19 protein-coding genes are annotated in these 22699 nt (G+C 62.1%); all 19 read left to right on the top strand.

Going from position 1 to position 22699, the window contains the following annotated elements; genetic code table 11:
• The first annotated feature begins 125 nt into the window (after positions 1-125).
• A complete protein-coding gene (locus AC1DUY_RS24460; RefSeq protein WP_089262612.1) occupies positions 126-1379 on the top strand; it encodes an Hsp70 family protein in 1254 nt (417 codons plus the stop codon).
• Between the two features lie 94 nt (positions 1380-1473).
• Positions 1474-2055 carry a TetR family transcriptional regulator C-terminal domain-containing protein gene (locus AC1DUY_RS24455; protein WP_175368654.1) on the top strand — a complete coding sequence of 194 codons (582 nt, stop codon included), beginning with the start codon at positions 1474-1476 and terminating at the stop codon, positions 2053-2055.
• Positions 2056-2170: 115 nt separating this feature from the next.
• Entirely contained in the window at positions 2171-3517 is a 1347-nt protein-coding gene (locus AC1DUY_RS24450; RefSeq protein WP_175368655.1) for an MFS transporter, read from the top strand.
• A gap of 111 nt (positions 3518-3628) precedes the next feature.
• On the top strand, positions 3629-4735 hold the full coding sequence (locus AC1DUY_RS24445; RefSeq protein WP_175368656.1) for an efflux RND transporter periplasmic adaptor subunit: 1107 nt from the start codon (positions 3629-3631) through the stop codon (positions 4733-4735).
• Between the two features lie 27 nt (positions 4736-4762).
• On the top strand, positions 4763-7903 hold the full coding sequence (locus AC1DUY_RS24440) for an efflux RND transporter permease subunit (RefSeq protein ID WP_478117735.1): 3141 nt from the start codon (positions 4763-4765) through the stop codon (positions 7901-7903).
• A 19-nt stretch (positions 7904-7922) separates the two neighbouring features.
• Entirely contained in the window at positions 7923-8522 is a 600-nt protein-coding gene (locus tag AC1DUY_RS24435; RefSeq protein WP_093759638.1) for a TetR/AcrR family transcriptional regulator, read from the top strand.
• A 35-nt stretch (positions 8523-8557) separates the two neighbouring features.
• Positions 8558-9181, top strand: coding sequence for a flavin reductase family protein (locus AC1DUY_RS24430; protein ID WP_439062100.1), 624 nt, complete (start codon positions 8558-8560; stop codon positions 9179-9181).
• A 236-nt stretch (positions 9182-9417) separates the two neighbouring features.
• Complete coding sequence (locus AC1DUY_RS24425) at positions 9418-11694, top strand: acyl-CoA dehydrogenase (RefSeq protein WP_478117732.1); 2277 nt, start codon at positions 9418-9420, stop codon at positions 11692-11694.
• Positions 11695-11707: 13 nt separating this feature from the next.
• A complete protein-coding gene (locus AC1DUY_RS24420; protein ID WP_478117730.1) occupies positions 11708-12991 on the top strand; it encodes an acetyl-CoA C-acetyltransferase in 1284 nt (427 codons plus the stop codon).
• Positions 12992-12998: 7 nt separating this feature from the next.
• Entirely contained in the window at positions 12999-15095 is a 2097-nt protein-coding gene (locus tag AC1DUY_RS24415; protein WP_478117728.1) for a 3-hydroxyacyl-CoA dehydrogenase NAD-binding domain-containing protein, read from the top strand.
• 25 nt (positions 15096-15120) lie between these two features.
• Positions 15121-15552: an acyl-CoA thioesterase gene (locus AC1DUY_RS24410; RefSeq protein WP_184513321.1), complete on the top strand. Its 432-nt coding sequence runs from the start codon at positions 15121-15123 to the stop codon at positions 15550-15552.
• 86 nt (positions 15553-15638) lie between these two features.
• A complete protein-coding gene (locus AC1DUY_RS24405) occupies positions 15639-15833 on the top strand; it encodes a hypothetical protein (RefSeq protein WP_093759633.1) in 195 nt (64 codons plus the stop codon).
• A 108-nt stretch (positions 15834-15941) separates the two neighbouring features.
• Positions 15942-16760, top strand: coding sequence for a DeoR/GlpR family DNA-binding transcription regulator (locus tag AC1DUY_RS24400; protein ID WP_231078170.1), 819 nt, complete (start codon positions 15942-15944; stop codon positions 16758-16760).
• A 139-nt stretch (positions 16761-16899) separates the two neighbouring features.
• Entirely contained in the window at positions 16900-18444 is a 1545-nt protein-coding gene (gene glpD, locus AC1DUY_RS24395) for a glycerol-3-phosphate dehydrogenase (RefSeq protein WP_478117725.1), read from the top strand.
• Positions 18441-19529, top strand: coding sequence for an ABC transporter ATP-binding protein (locus AC1DUY_RS24390; protein WP_478117723.1), 1089 nt, complete (start codon positions 18441-18443; stop codon positions 19527-19529). Before glpD ends, AC1DUY_RS24390 begins: the two co-directional genes overlap by 4 nt.
• 1 nt (position 19530) lies before the next feature.
• Positions 19531-20616: an ABC transporter ATP-binding protein gene (locus tag AC1DUY_RS24385; protein WP_439073280.1), complete on the top strand. Its 1086-nt coding sequence runs from the start codon at positions 19531-19533 to the stop codon at positions 20614-20616.
• On the top strand, positions 20616-21518 hold the full coding sequence (locus AC1DUY_RS24380; RefSeq protein WP_478117945.1) for a carbohydrate ABC transporter permease: 903 nt from the start codon (positions 20616-20618) through the stop codon (positions 21516-21518). Before AC1DUY_RS24385 ends, AC1DUY_RS24380 begins: the two co-directional genes overlap by 1 nt.
• A complete protein-coding gene (locus AC1DUY_RS24375) occupies positions 21518-22324 on the top strand; it encodes a carbohydrate ABC transporter permease (RefSeq protein ID WP_478117721.1) in 807 nt (268 codons plus the stop codon). Before AC1DUY_RS24380 ends, AC1DUY_RS24375 begins: the two co-directional genes overlap by 1 nt.
• 9 nt (positions 22325-22333) lie before the next feature.
• Entirely contained in the window at positions 22334-22663 is a 330-nt protein-coding gene (locus tag AC1DUY_RS24370) for a DUF2160 domain-containing protein (protein WP_089262582.1), read from the top strand.
• Positions 22664-22699: the final 36 nt, after the last annotated feature.

Below are 22699 nucleotides of genomic sequence, written 5' to 3'. Positions count from 1 at the left end.
TCGCGTTGTTTTGCTTCGAAAATTGCAGTGTTCGATGCGCTTCATGACAGTCCGGCTGTGCAAAAATATAATGCTAGATCGCGGCCTGCGAACTGTGTAGACGGACGTTCCTTTCGGGAGCGGCAATGTCGGTTTGTGGTCTGGATTTTGGGACGTCGAACACGACGCTCGGCACGGTCATCAATGATGTTCCGGTGCTGGCGGCGCTCGAAGACTATCATGTCACAATTCCGAGTGCGATCTTTTACAAGGCCGATACCGGCGCCTTCATCGGCCGCAAGGCGATTGAGGCCTATGTCGAGGGGGCGCCTGGCCGCCTGATGCGCAGCCTTAAATCCGTGCTTGGCACGTCGCTGATCGACGAGACGACGCGCGTCGGCCGCGAACGCGTCAGCTTCCGCAATGTCATCGCCTATTATCTCGGTGCGGTGAAGCGGCGTGCGGAACAGGCCACAGGGCTTGAACTCCGCCAGGTCGTCCATGGCCGTCCCGTCCATTTCGTCGACGACAATCCGGCGGGCGATGCCAAGGCCGAAGCTACGCTGCGCGCCATAGCGAAAGACGTCGGCTTCGAGGACGTCACGTTCCAGTTCGAGCCGATTGCCGCGGCGCTGGATTACGAGCGCCAGATCAATTCGGAGGAGATCGCGCTGATCGCCGATATCGGCGGCGGCACGTCGGATTTCTCCATCGTGCGCCTTTCGCCCGAGCGGCACCGTCATGCCGATCGCAAGGACGACATTCTCGCCAATGACGGCGTGCGCATCGGCGGTACCGATTTCGACAGACATCTCAGCCTCGGCGTGATCATGCCGCTGCTCGGCTATCGCTCGGCGATGAAGCGCGCGGGGCTCGATGTGCCGTCAGGCTATTTCCACGATCTGGCGACCTGGTCGAGCATCAACCGGATGTACGATTCCAAGGTCATGAATGAGGTGAAACAGGTGCGCTATGAGGCACAGCAGCCGGAGCTGCTGGATCGCTTGGTGCGCGTACTGGACGAGCAGCGCGGCCACACACTGGCCATGGAAGTCGAGGGCGCCAAGATTGGCCTGTCCGACAAGCCGAAATCGAGCATCGCGCTGGACTGGATCGAGCCTGGCCTTGCCGCCGGCGTCGCCCGCAAGGAACTCGTCAGCCACACCCAGTTGCTCGCCGATCGGATCACCGCGCGGATCAAGATCTGCCTGAACCAGGCCGGATTGAAGCCCGAAGCGATCGATGCGGTGTTCCTGACCGGCGGTTCGGTGCAGCTCGCCCATGTCCGCAAGGCGATCACGGCAGCGCTGCCGGCCGCCCGCGCTATCGATGGCGACACGTTCGGGGCCGTCGGCAAGGGTTTGACTGTCGAGGCGGCCCGCCGCTACGGGCACGGCTAGACCCAAAGGCCACGGCAGTAAAAGGGGGCTGAACGCCTTGTGGTTATGCGCGGCGGTCGCTTGATCCGGCGCCCGGCACAGCCATATTAAGTCCATGGCGAAGCTCTCGAATCGCGACAGGATTCTCACCGCAGGCCTCGCGGTCGTGCATGCGCGCGGCTATGCGGGGGCCAGTGTTCGCGACATCGTGCATGCCGCGGGCGTGCCGCAGGGCACCTTCACCAACCACTTTACCTCCAAGGAAGAATTCGGCCTCGAGATCATCGATCTCTATTTCGCGAAGGGTCGCGAACTGATGGCGCAGACGCTGCGCAATGAGGGCCTGTCGCCACTGGCGCGGTTGCGCGCCTATATCGATGCCAATGTGGCCCGGCTCACCGAAGACCAGATGTGCAATGGCTGCCTGTTCGGCAACTTCACGGCCGAAGCCAGCGACCACAGCGACCTCATTCGCGACCGGCTGCTGACGATCTTCGCCGATGTTCAGCAGAGTATTGCCGAATGCCTAACCTCCGCGGTGAAAGCCGGCGAGCTGCCGGCCGACTTCGAATGCGCGGAGGTTGCGGGTTTCATCGTCTCGTCGCTGCAGGGCGCCAACCTGCTGTCCAAGGCCGAACGCAGCCCGGCACCGATCGAGCGCTTCGCGCAGGTGCTGTTCACGCAGGTGCTGCGCTGAGCTGATTGCTGCTCTGCACAGACATTGCCGCTCCCCGGCTCTTTCGCTAAACCGTGCGACATGACAGCGCGGCCCGCAGAGGCCGTTGCCGACAACAAGCGACCGGGAGTGAACTATGAGCCAGACCGCCGTCGGCGCGCGCGCCACGCGCAGCGCAAAATCCGACATCGAAACCTCGACCATCCGCGCCATTTCCTGGCGGCTGATCCCGTTTCTGGTGCTGGCTTATTTCCTGGCCTATCTCGACCGCGTCAATCTTGGCTTCGCCGCGCTCACCATGAATGCCGAGCTGAATTTCTCGCCCACCGTTTTTGCGTGGGGTGCTGGCATCTTCTTCATCGGCTATTTCATTTTTGAAGTTCCCAGCAATATCGCGCTGGAGAAATTCGGCGCCAGCCGCTGGATCGCGCGCATTATGGTGAGCTGGGGCATCATCTCCGCGCTGATGGCGATCGTCAGTGGCCCGTGGAGCTTCTACACGCTGCGCTTTCTGCTCGGTGTCGCCGAGGCCGGCTTCTTCCCCGGCATTATCCTCTATCTCACTTACTGGTTTCCGGCCGAATATCGCGCGCGTTTCCTCGCCGCCTTCGCGATCGCGGTGCCCGTATCCACGGTGATTGGCGCGCCGATCTCCGGCATGTTGTTGGGGCTCGACGGCGTCATGGGCCTCAGGGGCTGGCAGTGGCTGTTCATCATCGAAGGCATTCCGTCGGTCATTCTCGGCGTCGTCACCTGGTTCTATCTCACCGACAAGCCTGAAAAGGCCGACTGGCTGACGCCCGACCAGAAGATTTGGCTGTCCGACAAGCTCGAAGGCGAGCGTCTCGCCAAGGAGAGCGCCCATGGCATGACGCTGGGGCAGGCGCTATCGTCGCCGAAGGTGCTGATGCTGAGCGTGATCTATTTCGGTTTCGTCGGCGCACTCTACGGCATGCAGTTCTGGCTGCCGCAGATCGTGAAGGCGTTCGGCTTCACCAATCTGCAGACCGGTTTCGTCACCGCGATCCCCTATCTGTTCGGCTCCATTGCCATGGTGCTGTGGGCTCAGCATTCCGACAAGACCCGCGAGCGCGTGTGGCATGTTGGTCTGCCGCTGCTGCTGACCGCCGTGGCGCTCGCGCTGTCCGGCATCTCCACCAATCCGACGCTGACCATGGTCGCACTGACGGTCGCGGCAATCGGCGTGTTCTGCACCTTCGCACTGTTCTGGACGCTCCCGACAGCGTGGCTGAGCGGCACAGCCGCCGCCGGCGCCATCGCGCTGATCAATTCGATCGGCAATCTCGCCGGCTTCGGCGGTCCCTATCTGATCGGCTGGGTCAAGGAATTGACCGGCAGCACCTCGACCGGGCTTCTGGTCCTGGCGGCCATGCCGCTGGTCGCCGGTATTCTCGTGCTGGTCGGCAATCACGGGACAGCAACGGAGTTCGCAGCTACCGGCAAACCGGCGCGGGTGAAATAAGGCCGGGATGGGGTGCGGCAATCTGTCGAAATTGTGACCACTGACGAATATTGACATTCGTCAGTGGTCACGCCTAAGTTCCTTCGAACATTCATTCGAAGGACGCTCGTGATGCTCGGCCACACCAAAGTCAGCGCTTCCCGCAAGCCATTCGCCGCTGCGCTCCTGTTGATCCCGGCCCTTGCTCTGGCCGGCTGCGGCAAGAAGACCGAAGCTGAGGCCAAGCCGACCCGCCCCGTGCTGGTCGCGACCGTGCATTACGAGCCGGAATCGCCGCAGCGCAGTTTCGTCGGGACCATCCGCCCGCGGATCGAAACCGATATGGGCTTCCGGGTCACCGGCAAGGTCGCCAAGCGCCTTGTTGAGGTCGGCCAGAACGTCGAGATCGGCCAGCCACTGGCTACGCTCGATGAGGTCGATCTGAAGCTGCAGGCCGAGCAGGCCGTCGCCGAACTCAACGCATCCACGGGCGTGCTGGCCAACGCCACTGCGGCCGAGGGCCGCGCCACCGAATTGCGCAGCAAGGGCTGGTCCACTCAGGCACAGCTCGATCAGGCCAAGGCCACGGGCGACGAAGCTCGCGCGCGTCTCAATCGCGCCGAACGCTCGGTCGAACTTACCAAGAACAGCCTCTCTTATGCGACGCTGATCGCCGACACCCGCGGTGTTGTTACCGCGACGCTGGTCGACGCCGGTCAGGTCGTCGCCGCCGGCCAAGCCGCCATCCGTGTCGCGCGTTTCGGCGAGAAGGAGGCGGTGGTTTCCATTCCGGAAACGCTGGTTGGCCGCGCCAAGGAAGGCAAAGCCAGCGTGACGCTGTGGTCCGAGCCCGGCAAACAATATGCCGCCAAGCTGCGTGAACTGGCGCCCAATGCCGACACCGCGACGCGCACTTATCTCGCCAAGTTCTCGCTGCCCGAGGCCGACGACAAGGTGTCGCTCGGCATGACGGCGACGCTGACGCTCTCCGATCCCGCCACCGAACGCGTTGCGCGCGTGCCGCTCTCGGCGCTGTTCAGCCAGGGCAACAACCCTTCGCTCTACGTCGTGAGCGCATCGGGCGACGTCGCGCTGCAGCCGGTCAAGGTGAAGTCCTATGAGAGCAACGACGTCATCATCTCAGGTGGCGTCGATGAAGGTGCCAAGATCGTGACGCTGGGCGTGCAGAAGCTCGACCCGGCGCTGAAGGTTCACGTCGTCTCCGCATTGTCGTTTTAAGACGCTCGCATTCAAAGGACGAAGCCGATGCATCGCTTCAACCTCTCCGCCTGGGCCGTCGCTCATCCCGCGCTGATCCTGTTTCTGATTATTGCGCTCGGCGTCGGCGGCTTCTTTTCATACGAGAAGCTGGGCCGCGCCGAAGATCCGTCTTTCACGGTGAAGGTCGTCAACGTCACGGCGATCTGGCCGGGGGCGACGGCCAAGGAAATGCAGGAACAGGTTGCAGATCCCATCGAGAAAAAGATGCAGGAACTGCCTTACTTCGAAAAGGTGCAGACCTATTCGAAGCCGAACTTCACGGCGCTCCAGGTCACGTTCAGGGACAACGCGCCGGCCAAGGATGTGCCGTTCCTGTTCTATCTGCTGCGCAAGAAGCTCGCCGACGTGCAGGGCAGTCTGCCTGCCAATCTGGTCGGGCCGACGGTCAATGACGAGTTCAGCGACGTCGATTCCATTCTCTATATGATGACCGGCGACGGTGCCGACTTCAAACAGTTGAAAGTGGTCGCCGAAGGCCTGCGCCAGCGCCTGCTGAAGGTGAAAGGCGTCACCAAGGTCAATCTCTACGGTACGCAGGACGAGCGCATTTTCGTCGAATTTTCTCACGCCAAGCTGGCGACGCTCGGCATCACGCCGCAGACGCTGTTCGATTCTCTCGCCAAGCAGAACGCGATCCAGCCGGCCGGTACGGTGGAAACCTCGTCGCAGCGCGTGCCGCTGCGCGTTACCGGCGCGCTCGATGGCGTGAAGACCGTCGCGGAGACGCCGGTGGAGAGCAACGGACGCACGTTCCGCCTCGGCGATATCGCGACGGTGAGCCACGGCTTCGTCGATCCTCCGGATTTCAAGGTCCGGCAGAAGGGCCAATACGCGCTCGGCATCGGCGTGGTCACGGCCAACGGCGCCAACATTCTCGAACTCGGCAAGGACGTCGAAAAGGCCAAGAACGAGTTCATGGTCGCCGTCCCGCAGGGCATCAATGTCGAACAGATCGCCGATCAGCCGCTGGTGGTCGAACATGCCGTTGGGGAATTCACCCACTCGTTCATCGAGGCGTTGGGCATCGTGCTGTTCGTCAGCTTCCTGGCACTCGGCTGGCGCACCGGCATTGTGGTGGCGCTCTCGGTGCCGCTGGTGCTCGGTATCGTCTTCATGGTCATGAATGCGATGGGTATGGACCTGCATCGTATCACGCTAGGTGCGTTGATTATCGCGCTCGGCCTACTGGTCGATGACGCCATTATCGCAGTCGAGATGATGGTGGTGAAGATGGAGCAGGGCTGGGACCGCGTGCGCGCGGCATCCTTCGCCTGGGAGTCCACGGCATTCCCGATGCTCACGGGCACGCTGATCACGGCCGTCGGCTTCCTGCCGATCGGCTTCGCCAATTCCGCAGTCGGCGAATATGCCGGTGGCATCTTCTGGGTGGTCGCGATTGCGCTGATCGCCTCATGGTTCGTCGCGGTGATCTTCACGCCCTATATCGGCGTCAAGCTGCTGCCGAACTTTGCTGCCCACGGAAAGGCCAATCACGATCCGCATGCGGTCTATGAGACGCGCATCTATCGCGGTCTGCGCAGCGTCGTGCAGTGGTGCGTCACGCACCGCATCAAGGTGGTGGCTGCCACCGTCGGTATCTTCATTGCTGCCATCGTCGGTTTCGGGCATGTCCAGCAGCAGTTCTTCCCGTTGTCGGAACGTCCCGAACTGTTCCTGCAGCTGCGCCTGCCAGAAGGCACGGCCTTTGGCGTTACCGAAAAGGCGGTCAAGGACGCCGAGAAGCTGCTCAAGGACGACAAGGACATCGCCACCTATACGGCCTATGTCGGCCGCGGCTCGCCGCGCTTCTGGCTCGGCCTCAATCCGCAGCTCCCGAACGAGGCCTTCGCCGAGATCGTGATTGTGTCCAAGGATGTCGAGGCACGTGAGCGCATCAAGTCCAAGATCGAGAAGGCCGTCGCCGATGGCCAGCTGCCGGAAGCACGCGTGCGCGTCGATCGCTTCAATTTCGGTCCGCCGGTCGGTTTCCCCGTCCAGTTCCGCGTCATCGGGCCGGATACCGCGACCGTGCGGGATATAGCCTACAGGGTGCGCGAAGTAATGCGCGCTAACAAGAATATGGTCGATCCGCAGCTCGACTGGAACGAACAGACGCCTTCCCTCAGGCTGGTGGTCGACCAGGATCGCGCCCGCGCCCTCGGCCTGACGCCGCAGGAACTGTCGCAATCCCTGGCGATGCTGATCTCCGGCGCGTCGGTCACGACCGTGCGTGACGGCATCGAGAAGGTCGGCGTCGTCGCCCGGGCCGTGCCGTCGGAACGCCTCGATCTCGGCCGTGTGGGCGATCTCACCATCATCTCGCGCAACGGCGTTCCGGTGCCGCTGTCGCAGGTGGCGAAGATCGAATACGCCCATGAGGAGCCGATCCTCTGGCGCCGTAACCGCGACATGGCGATCACCGTGCGCGGCGACGTCGTCGATGGCGTGCAGCCCCCGGATGTCACCAACCAGATCTGGCCGCAACTGCAGCAGATCCGCGACAGCCTGCAGCCGGCCTATCGCATTGAGATCGGCGGCGCGGTGGAAGAATCCAGCAAGGGCAATGCCTCGATCGCCGTGCTGTTTCCGCTGATGATGATCATCATGCTGACGCTGCTGATGGTGCAGTTGCAGAGCTTCTCGCGCCTGATCCTGGTGTTCCTGACGGCGCCGCTCGGCATCGTCGGCGCCTCGTTGGCGCTGAACGTCGCCAACAAGCCGTTCGGCTTCGTGGCACTGCTCGGCCTGATCGCGCTGGCGGGTATGATCATGCGCAACGCCGTTATTCTGGTGGATCAGATCGAAACCGACGTGCGGCACGGCCTGACCCGCCGCGAAGCCATCGTCGAGGCGACCGTGCGCCGTGCGCGTCCGGTCATCCTGACGGCGCTGGCCGCCATTTTGGCGATGATCCCGCTGTCGCGCTCGGCCTTCTGGGGCCCGATGGCGGTCACCATTATGGGTGGATTGTTTGTGGCGACGTTCTTGACGTTGTTGTATCTCCCGGGCCTCTATGCCCTATGGTTTCGCAAGAGCCTGGATGAACGCGGATCGGGTGAGGATGTGGATCATCACGCACCGCACCATCACGACAAGAAGCAGGCCTTTCCGCTTGCTGCCGAATAGCTAAAGACTGTTATCCGAGATGACTCTGATTTCTGAACACGTCGAAGCCGATATGCGAGGCCGCATCGTTGTGGTCGCGGAAAAGCTGTTTCGTGAAATCGGCTACCAGAAGACCACGGTCGCCGACATCGCGAAGGTGCTGCGAATGAGCCCGGCGAACGTCTATCGCTTCTTCGATTCGAAGAAGTCGATCATCGCGGCCGTGGCGCAGCGATTGATGGGGGAAGTTGAAGAGGCCGCTGGAGCGATTGCTGAAAATCCGCAGCCGGCCGCCGCGCGGCTCCGCGAACTGCTGACGTCGATCCATGAGATGAATGCCGAACGCTATGTCGGCGATGCCAAGCTGCATGAGATGGTCGCCATCGCCATGGAAGAGAGTTGGGATGTCTGCACTGCTCATATGGAGCGCATCACCGTTACCATCGGCGGTGTCATCGCGGACGGTGCTGCCAAGGGTGAGTTTCAGGCTCCGGACGTCGAATTGGCAGCCATGTGCGCCTGCACCGCCATGATGCGGTTCTTTCACCCGCAGATGATCGCGCAATGTGCGACGAAACCTGGCCCGACCCTGGACCAGATGATCGACTTCGTTCTTGCCGGGTTGGCGCCGCGGGGCTAGACGATCTCTCTGACGTCAATTCAGGGGATCTTCGCGTGACCGCATTCGATCTGCATTCTTACGAGCCGGTCAACGGCCACGGCCTCAAGCACGATCCCTTCAATGCCATCATCGGTCCGCGTCCGATCGGGTGGGTCTCCTCCCGGGATGCCAATGGCCACGTTAATCTGGCGCCATACAGCTTCTTCAACGCCTTCAACTACACGCCGCCGCTGATCGGCTTTTCCAGCATCGGGATCAAGGACTCCGCCCGCAACATGCAGGCGACGAAGGAATTCGTCTGGAATTTGGCCACCATGGATCTGGCCAAGCAGATGAACGCCACGGCGGCGCATGTCGGCCCGGAAGTCGATGAATTCGAGATCGCCGGCCTGACGCCGGTGCCGAGCAAGCTGGTGAACGTACCTCGTGTCGGCGAGAGCCGGGTCGCTTTCGAGTGCAAGGTGACTCAGATCATCGAACTCAAGGGTGCGAACGGCGCTTCGGCCAACGCCTTCCTCACCATGGGTGAAGTCGTCGCCGTGCATATCGACAAGACCCTGATCGTGGATGGCGTGTACCAGACCGCATTGGCTGGCCCGATCCTGCGCGCCGGCCGCCGCGGCGACTATTTCCACATCAAGCAGGACGCCATGTTCGAGATGAACCGGCCGGACTGAGGCCGGCTATTCTTCCGGCGCTTCGGTTGCGCGACCACTGGTCACGCGGCGAGAAATCGCATTTCGGGAACCGTTGCGGTATCCTGCCGTTAATCATGGCTCGATGTTGTAAAATTTCGCTTGAATATCAATGCGAAAGCTAAGGTGACACCAATACCGTCCTGCTAAGAGCGTCTGCCTTTTGGCGCCCGCGGTCCGCCCGGACTGCTTGTCGTCTCGATTGAGAGGAAGCCTCCATGAGCTCGTCCAGCTTGCGCCGTGATTATCTCACCAAGCCGATCTTTGGCTGGGCCAAGGGCGTGCTACCGAAAATGTCGGATACCGAGCGCGAGGCGCTGGAAGCTGGCGACGTCTGGTGGGATGCGGATCTGTTCACCGGCAATCCGGACTGGGCCAAGCTGCTCGCCGTCAAGCCGGCCACACTGACGGACGAAGAACAGGCCTTCATGACCGGTCCGGTGGATTGCCTCTGCGAGATGATCGACGACTGGAAGATCAATTGGGAATTGCGCGATCTGCCGCCGGACGTCTGGGAGTTCATCAAGCGCGAAAAGTTCTTCGGCATGATCATTCCGAAGGAATTCGGAGGTCTCGGCTTCTCGCCTTATGCGCATTCGGAAGTGGTGCGCAAGATTTCGTCGCGGTCGGTGGTCGCCGCCGTCACCGTGATGGTGCCCAACTCGCTCGGCCCCGGCGAACTGCTGATGAAGTTCGGCACCGACGCGCAGCGCCAGCGTTGGCTGCCGCGCCTTGCCGATGGACGCGACATTCCCTGTTTCGGCCTCACCAGCCCGGAAGCGGGCTCGGACGCGGCCTCGATGATCGACAGCGGCATCATCTGCAAGGGCACGTTCGAAGGCCAGGAGGTTCTGGGCCTGCGCCTCAACTGGCACAAGCGCTACATCACGCTCGGCCCGGTCGCGACGCTGATCGGTCTCGCCTTCAAGGCCTATGATCCCGATCACCTCGTGGGCTCACAGGACGAGCTTGGCATCACGGTTGCGCTGATCCCGCATGATCTTCCGGGCGTCGAGATAGGCCAGCGCCATCTGCCGTCGATGCAGGTGTTTCAGAACGGCCCGAACTGGGGCCGCGACGTCTTCATCCCGCTCGACTACATCATCGGCGGTCAGGAGCGGCTTGGTCAGGGTTGGAAGATGCTGATGTCGGCGCTCGCCGCCGGCCGTGGCATCTCATTGCCGTCCCTGTCTGCGGCCGGTGCCGCCTATGCCGCGCGCACCACTGGTGCCTATGCCCGCATCCGCGAGCAGTTCAACATTTCGATCAGCAAGTTCGAGGGGATCGAGGAGCCGCTCGCCCGCATCGCCGGCACGGCCTATCTGCTCGATGCCGCACGGCGCCTGACCTCGGCGGCGCTCAATCAAGGCCATCATCCCGCGGTTATCTCCGGCATCATGAAGCTGCATGCCACCGAGCGTATGCGCCTGGCCATCGATGATGCCATGGACATCCATGGCGGCAAGGCTGTGATCGACGGACCGCAGAATTATATGGGCAATCTCTATCGCGCGGTGCCGGTCGGCATCACGGTGGAAGGTGCCAACATCCTGACGCGCAATCTCATCGTGTTCGGGCAGGGTGCCATCCGCGCGCATCCTTATTTGTTGCAGGAAATGAATGCGCTCGGCGATCCCGACAAGGCGAAGGGCTTAGAGGCCTTCGACACCGCGTTCTGGAAACATATCGCCCACAGCGTCACCACGCTGTTCCGCGCCTGGGGCCGCTGCTGGACCGGTGGCGTATTCGCGCCTGCGCCGGATGCTGGCGATGCCACACAGTTCTATCGCCAGCTCTCGCGTTATTCCTCGGCCTTCGCATTGTGCGCGGACATGGCGTTGCTGACGCTCGGCGGAGCGTTGAAGCGCAAGGAAATGCTGTCGGCGCGGTTCGGCGATATTCTCTCCGAGCTTTATCTGCTCTCGGCTGCGCTGAAGCGCTGGGAGGACGAAGGCCGCCAGCAGGACGACCTGCCGGCGCTTGAATGGTGTATGGCGTCCGGCTTCAAGACCATCGAGAACCGCTTTGCGGAGATTCTGGCCAACCTGCCGAACCGCTTTGTCGCCGGCATCCTCAAATTCATCGTGCAGCCATATGGTGCATCGGTGCTCGGGCCTTCGGACCGCGTGGTGCATCGCTGCGCGCAGATGATCCTGGAGCCGTCGGCGACGCGCGATCGCCTGACGCCGGATCTGTCGCATGTGGATGATGACCGCGGTCTCGCGCGGCTTGAGAAGGCGTTCAAACTGGTGACATCGAGTGACGATATTGCCAAGCGCATTCGGACGGCGAAGCTCAAGAACTGGAAGGATGCAGTGACACAGGGCGTCATCACTCAGGCCGAGGGCGAAAAGCTCGCCGCTGCGCAGGAAGCCGTCAAGCTGGTGATCGAGGTCGATCACTTCGCGCCGGAAGAGCTGTCGCCCGGCTATAAGAAGTCCGATAACGTGCATCAGTTCTTCCAGGAACTTGGTGAGCAGCGGGCAGCAAGCTGATGGCAAGACTTTCATGACAAGACCAGTCTATATCGTCGACGGCAGCCGCACGCCGTTCCTGAAGGCGCGCAGCGGCCCCGGCCCTTTCACCCCTGTCGATCTTGCCGTTCAATGTGGCCGCCCGCTGCTGGCACGGCAGCCATTTGCACCAAATGCCTTCGATCAGGTGATCCTCGGCTGCGTCAATGTCATTGCCGACGAGATGAACCCGGCGCGCGTCGCCGCGCTTCGGCTCGGTATGGGCGAGGCGATGGTGGCCTTCACCGTGCAGATCAATTGCGGCTCCGGCATGCAGTCGATCGACACCGGCTATCGCTATATCCGCGAAGGGAATGCCGATTTGATTCTCGCTGGCGGTGCCGAAGCGCTCAGCCACGCGCCGCTGGTCTGGCCGCAGAACGGCGTGCGCTGGTTCGCCGGGCTTGCCATGGCCAAGGGTGTGCTCGGCAAGGTGGCGGCGATCGCCAAGGCCCGGCCGGCTTATTTCAAGCCGATCATCGGCCTCGAGCGCGGTCTCACCGATCCAATCACCGACCTCAATATGGGCCAGACTGCCGAGAAGGTCGGGCATCTGTTCGGCATCACGCGTGCGCAAGCCGATGCCTATGCCGTCGAAAGCCACAAGCGCCTTGCGCATGCGCAGGAACAGGGCTGGCTGAAAGGCGAGGTTGAGACCGCCTTCGACCGTAAGGGCAATTTCTACGACCACGATGACGGCGTCCGCGCGGATTCGTCGGTCGACAAGCTCGCGACACTGAAGCCGGTATTCGAACGTCCGTGGGGGCAGGTCACCGCGGGCAATTCCTCGCAGATCACCGATGGTGCGTCATGGACGGTCCTTGCGTCCGAAGAAGCGGTGGTGAAACATGGTCTTACGCCGAAGGCGGTGATCGTCGACAGCCAGTGGTCTGCGCTCGATCCGTCGATCATGGGGCTCGGTCCGGTGTTGTCGTCGAACGATCTGTTGAAGCGCAACAGCATGACGATTCAGGACATCGAGACCTGGGAGTTGAACGAAGCCTTCGCCACGCAAGTACTCGGCTGTCTCGCCGCCTGGAAGGACGAAAAATTCTGCCGTGAGGTGCTCGGCCTCGATGGCGCTGCCGGCGAGATCGATCGCGCCAGGCTCAATGTCGATGGGGGTGCGATCAGCCTCGGCCATCCCGTCGGCACGTCCGGCAACCGCATTGTGCTGCATCTCGTCAATGCGATGAAGCGGCTCGGCACCAAAAGGGGAATCGCGACCGAATGTATCGGCGGCGGCCTCGGCGGCGCGATGTTGATCGAGACGGTGTGAGGGCGTCATGGACAGCAAGATCATGGACGTTCTTGGGGATCGCGTGCTCGAACTCGGGCCGGCTCCCGACACATCTGGCGCTTATCGCCACTTCAAGCTGACGCGCGATGCCGATGGCATCGCGTGGCTGTTGTTTGACCGCGCCGATGCGAGCGCCAATACGCTGTCGGCTGTGGTGCTGGAAGAATTCGATCAGGTGCTGAACGCGCTGGAAGCTCAGCGCCCGACCGGCATCGTGGTTCGTTCGGCCAAGAGTTCCGGCTTCATTGCCGGCGCCGACGTCAATGAATTTCGCGGCGCCAGCGACCCATTGGAAGTGGAAACGCTGATCAGCCGCGCTCACGCGGTGATCGATCGCTTCGAGGCGCTGAAGATCCCGACGGTGGCCGTCATTCACGGTTTCTGCCTGGGCGGAGGCCTCGAAGTGGCGTTGGCCTGCCAGATGCGTATTGCCATTGACGGTGCGCGCTTCGGTTTTCCGGAAGTCATGCTTGGCCTGCATCCAGGTTTGGGCGGCACGGCGCGTTTCACGCATCTGGTCAATCCGATGCAGGCGATGCCGCTGATGCTGACCGGCAAGACCATAGACGCGCGCAAGGCGAAGGCGATCGGTCTTGTCGATGCGGTGACCGAGGAGCGCCATGTCCGTAACGCCGTGCGCGATGCGGTGTTCGGCAAGCTCAGGCGCGCCAAGCCGAGTGCGCTGATCCCGATCGTGAACTTCTCGCCGGTGCGCGGCATTCTCGCCTCGCGCATGGTCGCTGAAGCCTCGAAGGCTGCGCCGCGCGAACATTATCCCGCGCCCTATGCGCTGATCGAGCTCTGGGAGAAACATGGCGGCGACCGTGCGGCGATGCTCAATGCCGAGAAGGCGTCCTTCGCCCGGCTAATGGTGACGCCGACGGCGCAGAACCTGATCCGCATCTTCTTCCTGCGCGAGCAGATGAAGAAGCTTGCCGGTGACGGCAACACCATCAAACATGTCCATGTCATCGGCGCCGGCGCCATGGGCGGCGACATCGCGGCGTGGTGCGCGCATCAGGACATACGTGTCACGCTCGCCGACATGAAACCTGAACCTATCGCGGGCGCCATCAAGCGCGCCGCCGATCTCTACAGCAAGATCATCCGCAAGCGCACCGATCAGCGTGATACGCTGGATCGCCTGATCCCCGATATGGACGGCGAGGGCGTACGCAATGCCGACCTTATCATCGAGGCCGTGTCGGAAAAGCTCGAACTGAAGCAGAAGGTCTATGCCGGCATCGAGCCGCGCATGAAGCGGGATGCGATCCTCGCCACCAACACATCCAGCATCCCGTTGCAGGATCTGCGCAGCACGCTCGCCAGGCCGGAGCGACTGCTGGGGTTGCATTTCTTCAACCCGGTGTCCCGCCTGCAGCTGGTCGAAGTCGTCAGCCATGAGGGCGTCGATGCGGAGATGCTGAAGAAGGCCACGGCCTTTGTCGGCGCTATCGATCGCCTGCCGCTGCCGGTGAAGAGTTCGCCGGGCTTCCTCGTCAATCGCGCGCTCACGCCCTACATGCTCGAGGCGATGATGCTGATGGAGGAGAAGGTCGACAAGGAGACCATCGACGCCGCCGCTGAGCAGTTCGGCATGCCGATGGGGCCCATCGAACTGGCCGATCAGGTCGGCCTCGATATTTGTTTGGCCGTCGGCGACATGCTGCGCTCCAAATTCGGTGACCTGCTGCCGCCGACGCCGGCTTGGCTGCGCGAGAAGGTCAACAAGGGCGAGCTCGGCAAGAAGACCGGCAAGGGCTTCTATACATGGCGTGATGGCAAGGCCGAGAAGAGCTCCAGCGCGGTCGCCACGGCCCGTCCGACCCAGGAGATGATCGACCGCCTGGTGCTGCCGATGTCCAATGTCTGCGTCGCCTGTCTGCGCGAAGGCATCGTCGACAATGCCGATGTGGTCGATGGCGCAATGATTTTCGGAACAGGTTACGCGCCATTCCGCGGCGGCCCGCTGAACTATGCGCGGACGCGTGGAACCGAGAATATCACCGCCACGCTGCGCACGCTGGCGGCCCGGTTCGGCGATCGCTTTGCGCCGGATGCCGGCTGGGAAACCTTTAAATGATGACTCAATTTGCGGCAGGCTGCTTATGACTGAATCAACGACGCAGCCAGTGACGGGGCTGGATGCGGAACCGACCGGCGATCTCACCATCCGCACGGTAGCGATGCCGGCGGATACCAATGCCAATGGCGATATTTTTGGCGGCTGGCTGCTCAGCCAGATGGATCTCGGCGGCGGCATCTTTGCGGCCAAGGTGGCGAAGACGCGCACGGTCACCGTCGCCATCGAGGCGATGACCTTCCGCAAGGCCGTTCATGTCGGTGACGTCGTGTCCGTGCATGCGGAACTGGTGCGGACAGGCCGCACGTCACTCACCGTGCATATCGAGGCCTGGGTGCTTCGCCGCAATGAAAATGCCCCGATCCTGGTGACCGACGGCAATTTCACCTTTGTGTCCATTGACGAGAATGGTCGCCCGCAGGTGATCAAACGACCGGATGCGACGATCTCGACCTGAGCGATTCTAAACACCGGCTGGAACGAAATACCCCCATTCGGGTTAGTGGCCCGGAATATGCATCGCCTATCGCGTAGGGGGCCGCCATGTCAGACACTTACATCATCGAAGTCTCATCGCAGGCTGCCGGCATCGTGGTTCGCGATCCCGGTGGGTACAGGTTCTTCGCAGCGTCTCACCGTTTCAACCCCATGGAAGGCCAGCTGTTTCGCAATGCGCGCGAAGCTGAACGCGCGGCTTTCCAGTTCGCGCAGGGTATCCAAGCCGCTGTGACGCCTTAGAAGGCGGTTCTCTGACGACATCGCGGCGCCGAAGCGCCTGCGCCGGTGATGCGTTGACCATCGCCGCCAACACCCGCACGATGGAAACACTCCATCTGAGGTGTTGTTGTGACTGCTGGCCTGACCCATCGCCAATCCGAAATCCTGAATCACGCGCGCGCCTTTGGCCGCGTGATGGTCGACGATCTCGTGCGCCGCTTCGAGGTGTCCGCACAGACCATCCGCAAGGATCTCAACGATCTCTGCGACCAGCGCCTGCTGACGCGTATCCACGGCGGCGCCATCGTCGCGTCGGGCGTGGAAAACCTCGCTTATGAAGCGCGGCGATTCGTGGCCGCCGAGGAAAAGAAGGCGATTGGTGTTGCTGCCGCGGCGCAGATTCCCAATGGCTCGTCGCTGTTCATCAATATCGGGACCACCACGGAAGAAGTCGCGAGCGCCCTGACCAATCACGAAAACCTGCTGGTCATCACCAACAATCTCAATGTGGCGATGATGCTTTATCGTCACCCGCATATCGAGGTAATTGTCGCCGGCGGTACCGTGCGTCGCTCGGATGGTGCGGTGATCGGCTCCACGGCGATCAAGCTGATCGGCCAATTCAAGGTCGATTACGCCATCATCGGTGCCTCCGCGATCGACGAGGAGGGCGCGCTGCTCGACTTCGACTATCGCGAGGTGCAGGCGGCGCAGGCGATCATCGCCAATGCCCGCAGTGTCATGCTGGTCTGCGATTCGACCAAGCTGCGGCGCTCGGCGGCCGTGCGCATCGCCCATATCAGCCAGATACAGACCTTCGTGACCGACGTCCCGCTGCCGCCCTCCTTGCAGGAGATCTGCCGGAGCCGGGGCGTTCAAGTGATCGCCGCCCTGCCGGGCTCCGCCGACGATGCGGACGACCTGGAACCCGAGCCGACCCCGCTTTAGAGCCTGTTCAGACCCCGAAAACGCCAGTTGCTTTCGTTTTAGGTTGTGGTTTAATCGAAAACGAAAGCCAAATCGCTGAAAGCGAAGATGGCGCGTCCGAAGGAAGGCGCCAGACAAGTGGCGCAGGAGGGGAGACGGGGTGGGTCAGATCTACGACCTCGCAATCATTGGTGGTGGTGTGAATGGCTGCGGCATCGCCCGCGACGCCGTCGGCCGCGGCAATTCCGTGTTCCTTTGCGAGATGAACGATCTGGCCAGCGGCACCTCGTCGTGGTCGACCAAGCTCATCCATGGCGGGTTGCGCTACCTCGAATATTACGACTTCAAATTGGTGCGCCACGCGCTGCTGGAGCGCGAAGTTCTCTGGCAGATCGCGCCGCATATCATCCGCCCCTTGCGTTTCGTGCTGCCGCATCACGCCGGTCTGCGGCCCGCCTGGCTGCTGCGCTTGGGGTTGTTTCTCTACGACCATATCGGCGGCCGTAAGCTTCTGCCCCCGACGCGCACGCTTGACCTCACCCGCGACGAGACCGGCAAGCCGCTGGCGCCCGGCCGGTTCAAGCGTGGCTTTGAATATTCCGACTGCTCGGTAGATGATGCGCGCCTTGTCGTGCTCACCGCGCGTGATGCCGCCGACCGGGGCGCTGAGATCCGCACGCGCACGCGCGCAATCGAGATCAGGCAGGCCGACGGGATGTGGCAGGTCACGGTGCAGGATACGGCGACGGGCGACCGCTCGACCATCAGCGCGCGCACGCTGGTCAATGCCGGTGGTCCGTGGGTCGAGAATGTTCTGGCGGTCGGTGCCGGCGTCAATGCGAAGGCGAAAGTCCGCCTCGTGCAGGGCTCGCATATCGTGGTGCCGAAACTTTACAGCCACGACCGCGCCTACATCTTCCAGAATGCCGATGGTCGTATCGTATTTGCGATTCCCTATCAGGACGATTTCACCCTGATCGGTACCACCGATATCGATTATGACGGCGATCCCGCCGATGTGAAAATCTCTGCCGACGAGATCAATTATCTCTGCAAGTCGGTCAGCGAATATCTCGCCCGGCCAGTGCTGGCCGAAGACGTGGTATGGACCTATTCCGGCGTGCGCCCGCTCTATGACGACGGCGCCAACGAGGCCAAGGCGGCGACGCGCGACTATGTGTTCGAGCTCGATCTGCCCGGCGGCCTGCCGCTGCTGTCGATTTATGGTGGCAAGATCACGACCTATCGTCGTCTCGCCGAAGAAGCCTTGCAGAAGCTTGCGCCGTATCTGAAGGGCACCAAGGCCAGGGAAGGCTGGACGGCCCATGCCACGCTGCCTGGCGGTGATTTCGATGTCTCCGCGGTCGATGCGCTGATCGCCGAATTGTTGCGCGACTATCCGTTCCTGACGCCGGCCCATGCCAACCGGCTGGCACATGCCTATGGCACGCGCGCCGCAAAGATGCTGGGCACCGCGAAATCGCCGGCCGATCTCGGTCAGGCCTTTGGCGCAACGCTGACCGAGCGCGAAGTGCGCTATCTCGTGGCCAATGAATGGGCCGTCAGTGCCGAGGATATCGTGTGGCGCCGTTCCAAACTCGGTCTGCGCCTGTCGAAGGAAGAGATAGCGGCTCTCGATCAATGGCTGCAGGCTAATCGCGCCCAGCCCGCCAATCCAATGCGTGAAGCGGGAGTGCGGTCATGAGCGTCGCACTCGATCACGTCTCGCAGATGGTCGATGGCGTCACGACGATCCGTGACGTGTCGCTGACGCTGGAAAGGGGCACACTGAACGTGCTGCTCGGGCCGACATTGGCCGGCAAGACCTCGATCATGCGGTTGCTGGCCGGGCTCGATAAGCCGACCCAAGGTCGTGTGCTGGTCGATGGTAAGGACGTCACCGGCGTTGATATCCGCAAACGCTCGGTGGCGATGGTCTATCAGCAGTTCATCAATTACCCTTCGCTGACGGTCTATGAGAATATTGCCTCGCCGCTGCGCGTGCAGGGCAAGCCGAAAGCCGAGATTGAAACCCGCGTGCACGAAGCCGCGGCCTTGCTCAAGCTTGAGCCCTATCTGAAGCGTACGCCGCTGCAGCTCTCCGGTGGCCAGCAGCAGCGCACCGCCATTGCCCGCGCGCTGGTCAAGGGTGCCGATCTCGTGCTGCTCGACGAGCCGCTCGCCAATCTCGACTACAAGCTCCGCGAGGAATTGCGCACCGAACTGCCGAAGATATTCGAGGCCTCCGGCGCGATCTTTGTCTATGCGACGACGGAGCCCTCCGAAGCGCTTTTGTTAGGCGGCAGCACCGTGTGCCTGTGGGAAGGTCAGGTTTTGCAGGTCGGCCAGACTTCCAAAGTCTATCGCCACCCCGAGACTCTCAAGGCCGCCGAAGTGTTCTCAGATCCGCCGCTTAATCTGGTGGTGATCGAGAAGAAGAACGGCCACGTGCACTATGCCGGTGGCGCGACGGCGCCCGCCAGCGGGCTCTACGCAAACCTCGCCGACGGCAGCTATCGCGTTGGCTTCCGCGCGCATCAGCTCGAAGTCGCCAGTGGTCTCGCCGGACGGCATGCATTTCCTGCGGAAGTGACCGTGACCGAAATCACCGGGTCGGAAAGCTTCGTCCATCTGAAGCGCGACGCGTCGAATTGGGTTGCGGTGCTGCAGGGCGTCCATGAATTCCTGCCCGGCCACATGCTCGACGCCGTGCTCGATCCCGCCAATCTGTTCGTCTTCGATAGCAGCGACCGTCTGGTTGCCGCTCCCAACAGCACGCAGGGAGCGTAACATGGCCCGCATCGATCTCGTCGATCTCGCGCAGTCCTACAGCGGCCCCGATGCCGATCTGGAGAGCTTTGCCCTCAAGCCGATCTCCATGACCTGGCGGCAGGGCGGCGCCTATGCGCTGCTCGGCCCATCCGGTTGCGGCAAGACCACGCTGCTCAATTTGATCTCCGGCATCGTGACGCCGACGCGCGGCCAGATCCTGTTCGACGGTAAGGACATCACGCCGCTGTCGACCCAGAAGCGGAACATCGCGCAGGTGTTCCAGTTCCCGGTCATCTACGACACCATGACGGTCGGCGAGAATCTCGCTTTTCCGCTGAAGAATCGCGGCGTGCCGAAAGCGCAGATCGATGCACGTGTCGCCGAGATCGGCGAACTCCTCGATCTCACGCCCTATCTGGGCCGCAAGGCAACGCGGCTAACGCCCGATGCCAAGCAGAAGATCTCGCTCGGCCGTGGCCTGGTGCGTTCCGACGTTGCTGCGGTGCTGTTCGACGAACCACTGACGGTGATCGATCCCGCACTGAAATGGGAACTACGCTCGAAGCTCAAGGCACTGCACCGCGCGCTGGACCTCACGATGATCTACGTGACCCACGACCAGACCGAGGCGTTGACCTTTGCCGATACGGTGGTGGTGATGCATGACGGGCGTGTCGTACAGTCCGGCACGCCGCAGGAGCTGTTCGACAAGCCCGCACATACATTCGTCGGCTATTTCATCGGCTCGCCCGGCATGAATATCGTGCCGGCCGAAGTCAGCGGCCGCGAGGCGCGTATCGGCGGGCACGTGATCGCGCTGCAGCGCAGTTACGACAAGTTGCCAGCGGGCGCGACAATCGAAATCGGCGTTCGCCCCGAATTTGTCCATGTTGCGACGCCCGCACCGGGCTTGCTGTTGGCGCAGGTCGAGCGGGTCGACGATCTCGGCCGTATCAGTTTCGCGCGCGTCCGCATCGGCGGCGTCAAGTTCGCCGCGCGCGTACCTCAGGGATTTTCTGTTGCGGGGAGCGATGTCGGGCTGGTGTTCGATCCCGGCCGGGTGCACGTTTATGCTGACAGCCGCCTTGTCGAAGGGGTTGCATGATGGACAAAACCGTCAATCAAAAAGCCTGGTTCCTCGTCCTGCCGGTGTTTCTCATCGTGGCGTTCTCCGCGGTGTTGCCGCTGATGACGGTCGTGAACTATTCGGTGCAGGACACCTTCGGCAACAACCAGTTCTTCTGGAACGGCGTTGGCTGGTTCAAGGAGTTGCTCGATCCGTCCAGCGATCTCGGCGGGCGTTTCTTCGCGTCGCTGCTGCGAAACCTGGCTTTCTCCGCGATCATCCTCGCCATCGAAGTGCCGCTCGGCATTCTTGTCGCGCTGTCGATGCCGCGTGACGGCTGGCGCGTCGCAGCCTGCCTCGTGATCCTCGCGCTGCCGCTGCTGATTCCATGGAACGTGGTCGGCACCATCTGGCAGATCTTCGGGCGTCCCGATATCGGCCTGCTCGGCTACACGCTCAATCACATGGGCATCGACTATAACTATGTGTCGAACGAGTTCGATGCCTGGGCGACCGTCATCGTGATGGATGTCTGGCACTGGACCAGCCTCGTTGCGCTGCTGTGCTACGCAGGCCTGAAGTCGATCCCCGACGCTTATTATCAGGCGGCACAGATCGACGGCGCGTCGCGCTGGGCGGTGTTTCGCGCGATCCAGTTGCCGAAGCTCAACCGTGTGTTGCTGATCGGCGTGCTGTTGCGTTTCATGGATAGTTTCATGATCTATACCGAGCCCTTCGTGGTCACCGGCGGCGGCCCCGGAAATTCGACCACCTTCGTCTCCATCGAGCTCGTCAAGATCGCGCTCGGCCAGTTCGATCTCGGCAAGGCCGCGGCGCTGTCGCTGGTCTACAACATCATCGTGCTGATCGTGTGCTGGATATTCTACACCGTGATGACCAATGCCGGCGTCGATCACACCAAGCGTGTGGGAGCGGTCTGATGCATACGATCCCCGGGCGTCGCATTATCCTGTTGCTGTTTTTGGTGTTCTTGCTGCTGCCGATCTACTGGCTCGTGAATATGAGCTTCAAGACCAATGGCGAGATCGTCTCGACCATGACGCTGTGGCCGCATGCGCCGACGCTGGAGAACTATACCCGCATCTTCACCGACGAGAGCTGGTATTCCGGTTACATCAATTCGCTGAAATACGTCATCATCAACACCATCCTGTCGATCTCCTTCGCTCTGCCGGCAGCGTATGCGTTCTCGCGCTATCGCTTCCTCGGCGACAAGCACCTGTTCTTCTGGCTGCTGTCGAACCGGATGGCCCCGCCTGCGGTGTTCGCGCTGCCATTCTTCAATCTCTATTCGGCGATCGGCCTGTTCGATACGCCGTGGGCCGTGGCGCTGGCGCATTGCCTGTTCAACGTCCCGCTGGCGGTGTGGATCCTCGAAGGCTTCGTGTCCGGCGTGCCGCGCGAGATCGACGAGACGGCGTTTCTGGATGGTTACTCGTTCCCGAAATTCTTCGTGAAGATTCTCGTGCCGCTGATCGCGTCGGGCATCGGCGTCGCTGCCTTCTTCTGCTTCATGTTCTCCTGGGTCGAATTGCTGCTCGCGCGCACGCTGACCTCGGTGAATGCCAAGCCGATCTCGGCGGTCATGACGCGCACTGTATCCGCCTCCGGCATGGATTGGGGCCTGCTTGCAGCCGCCGGTGTGCTGACCATCATCCCCGGCGCGCTCGTCATCTGGTTCGTCCGCAATTACATCGCGCGCGGTTTCGCGCTTGGCCGGGTCTAGGAGGTCGTCATGGAAAACATTGCATGGATGGCCTGGACGCCGCCGACCGCGATCTTCTTCGGCCTGCTGGCACTCACGCTAGGCACCATGACATGGCTCGCAGTCGCTTATCCCGAAGCCGAACGTATCGGCATTCTGCGCATTCCCACCACGCGCGGCGACCGGCTGTTCCTGTCGCTGATCGCGGCGGCCGTCATCCACCTGTTGTGGATCGGCTTCGTCGGCAGCGATCCGATCGCGACGCTGCCGATCGGCGAGGAGGGAGTTGAAATCTCGAATCTGTGGTTCGGGACATTGATTTCGCTGGTCTCGGCGGTGGCAATTTTTCGCACCGTCTGACCAGCATGGACTGCAGTCCCGGGATGAACCCGGGCC

The organism is Tardiphaga sp. P4_G1, assembly GCF_056401215.1.
The sequence above is the reverse complement of the archived record's forward strand: the minus strand, read 5'-3'. Positions and strand labels throughout refer to the sequence as shown.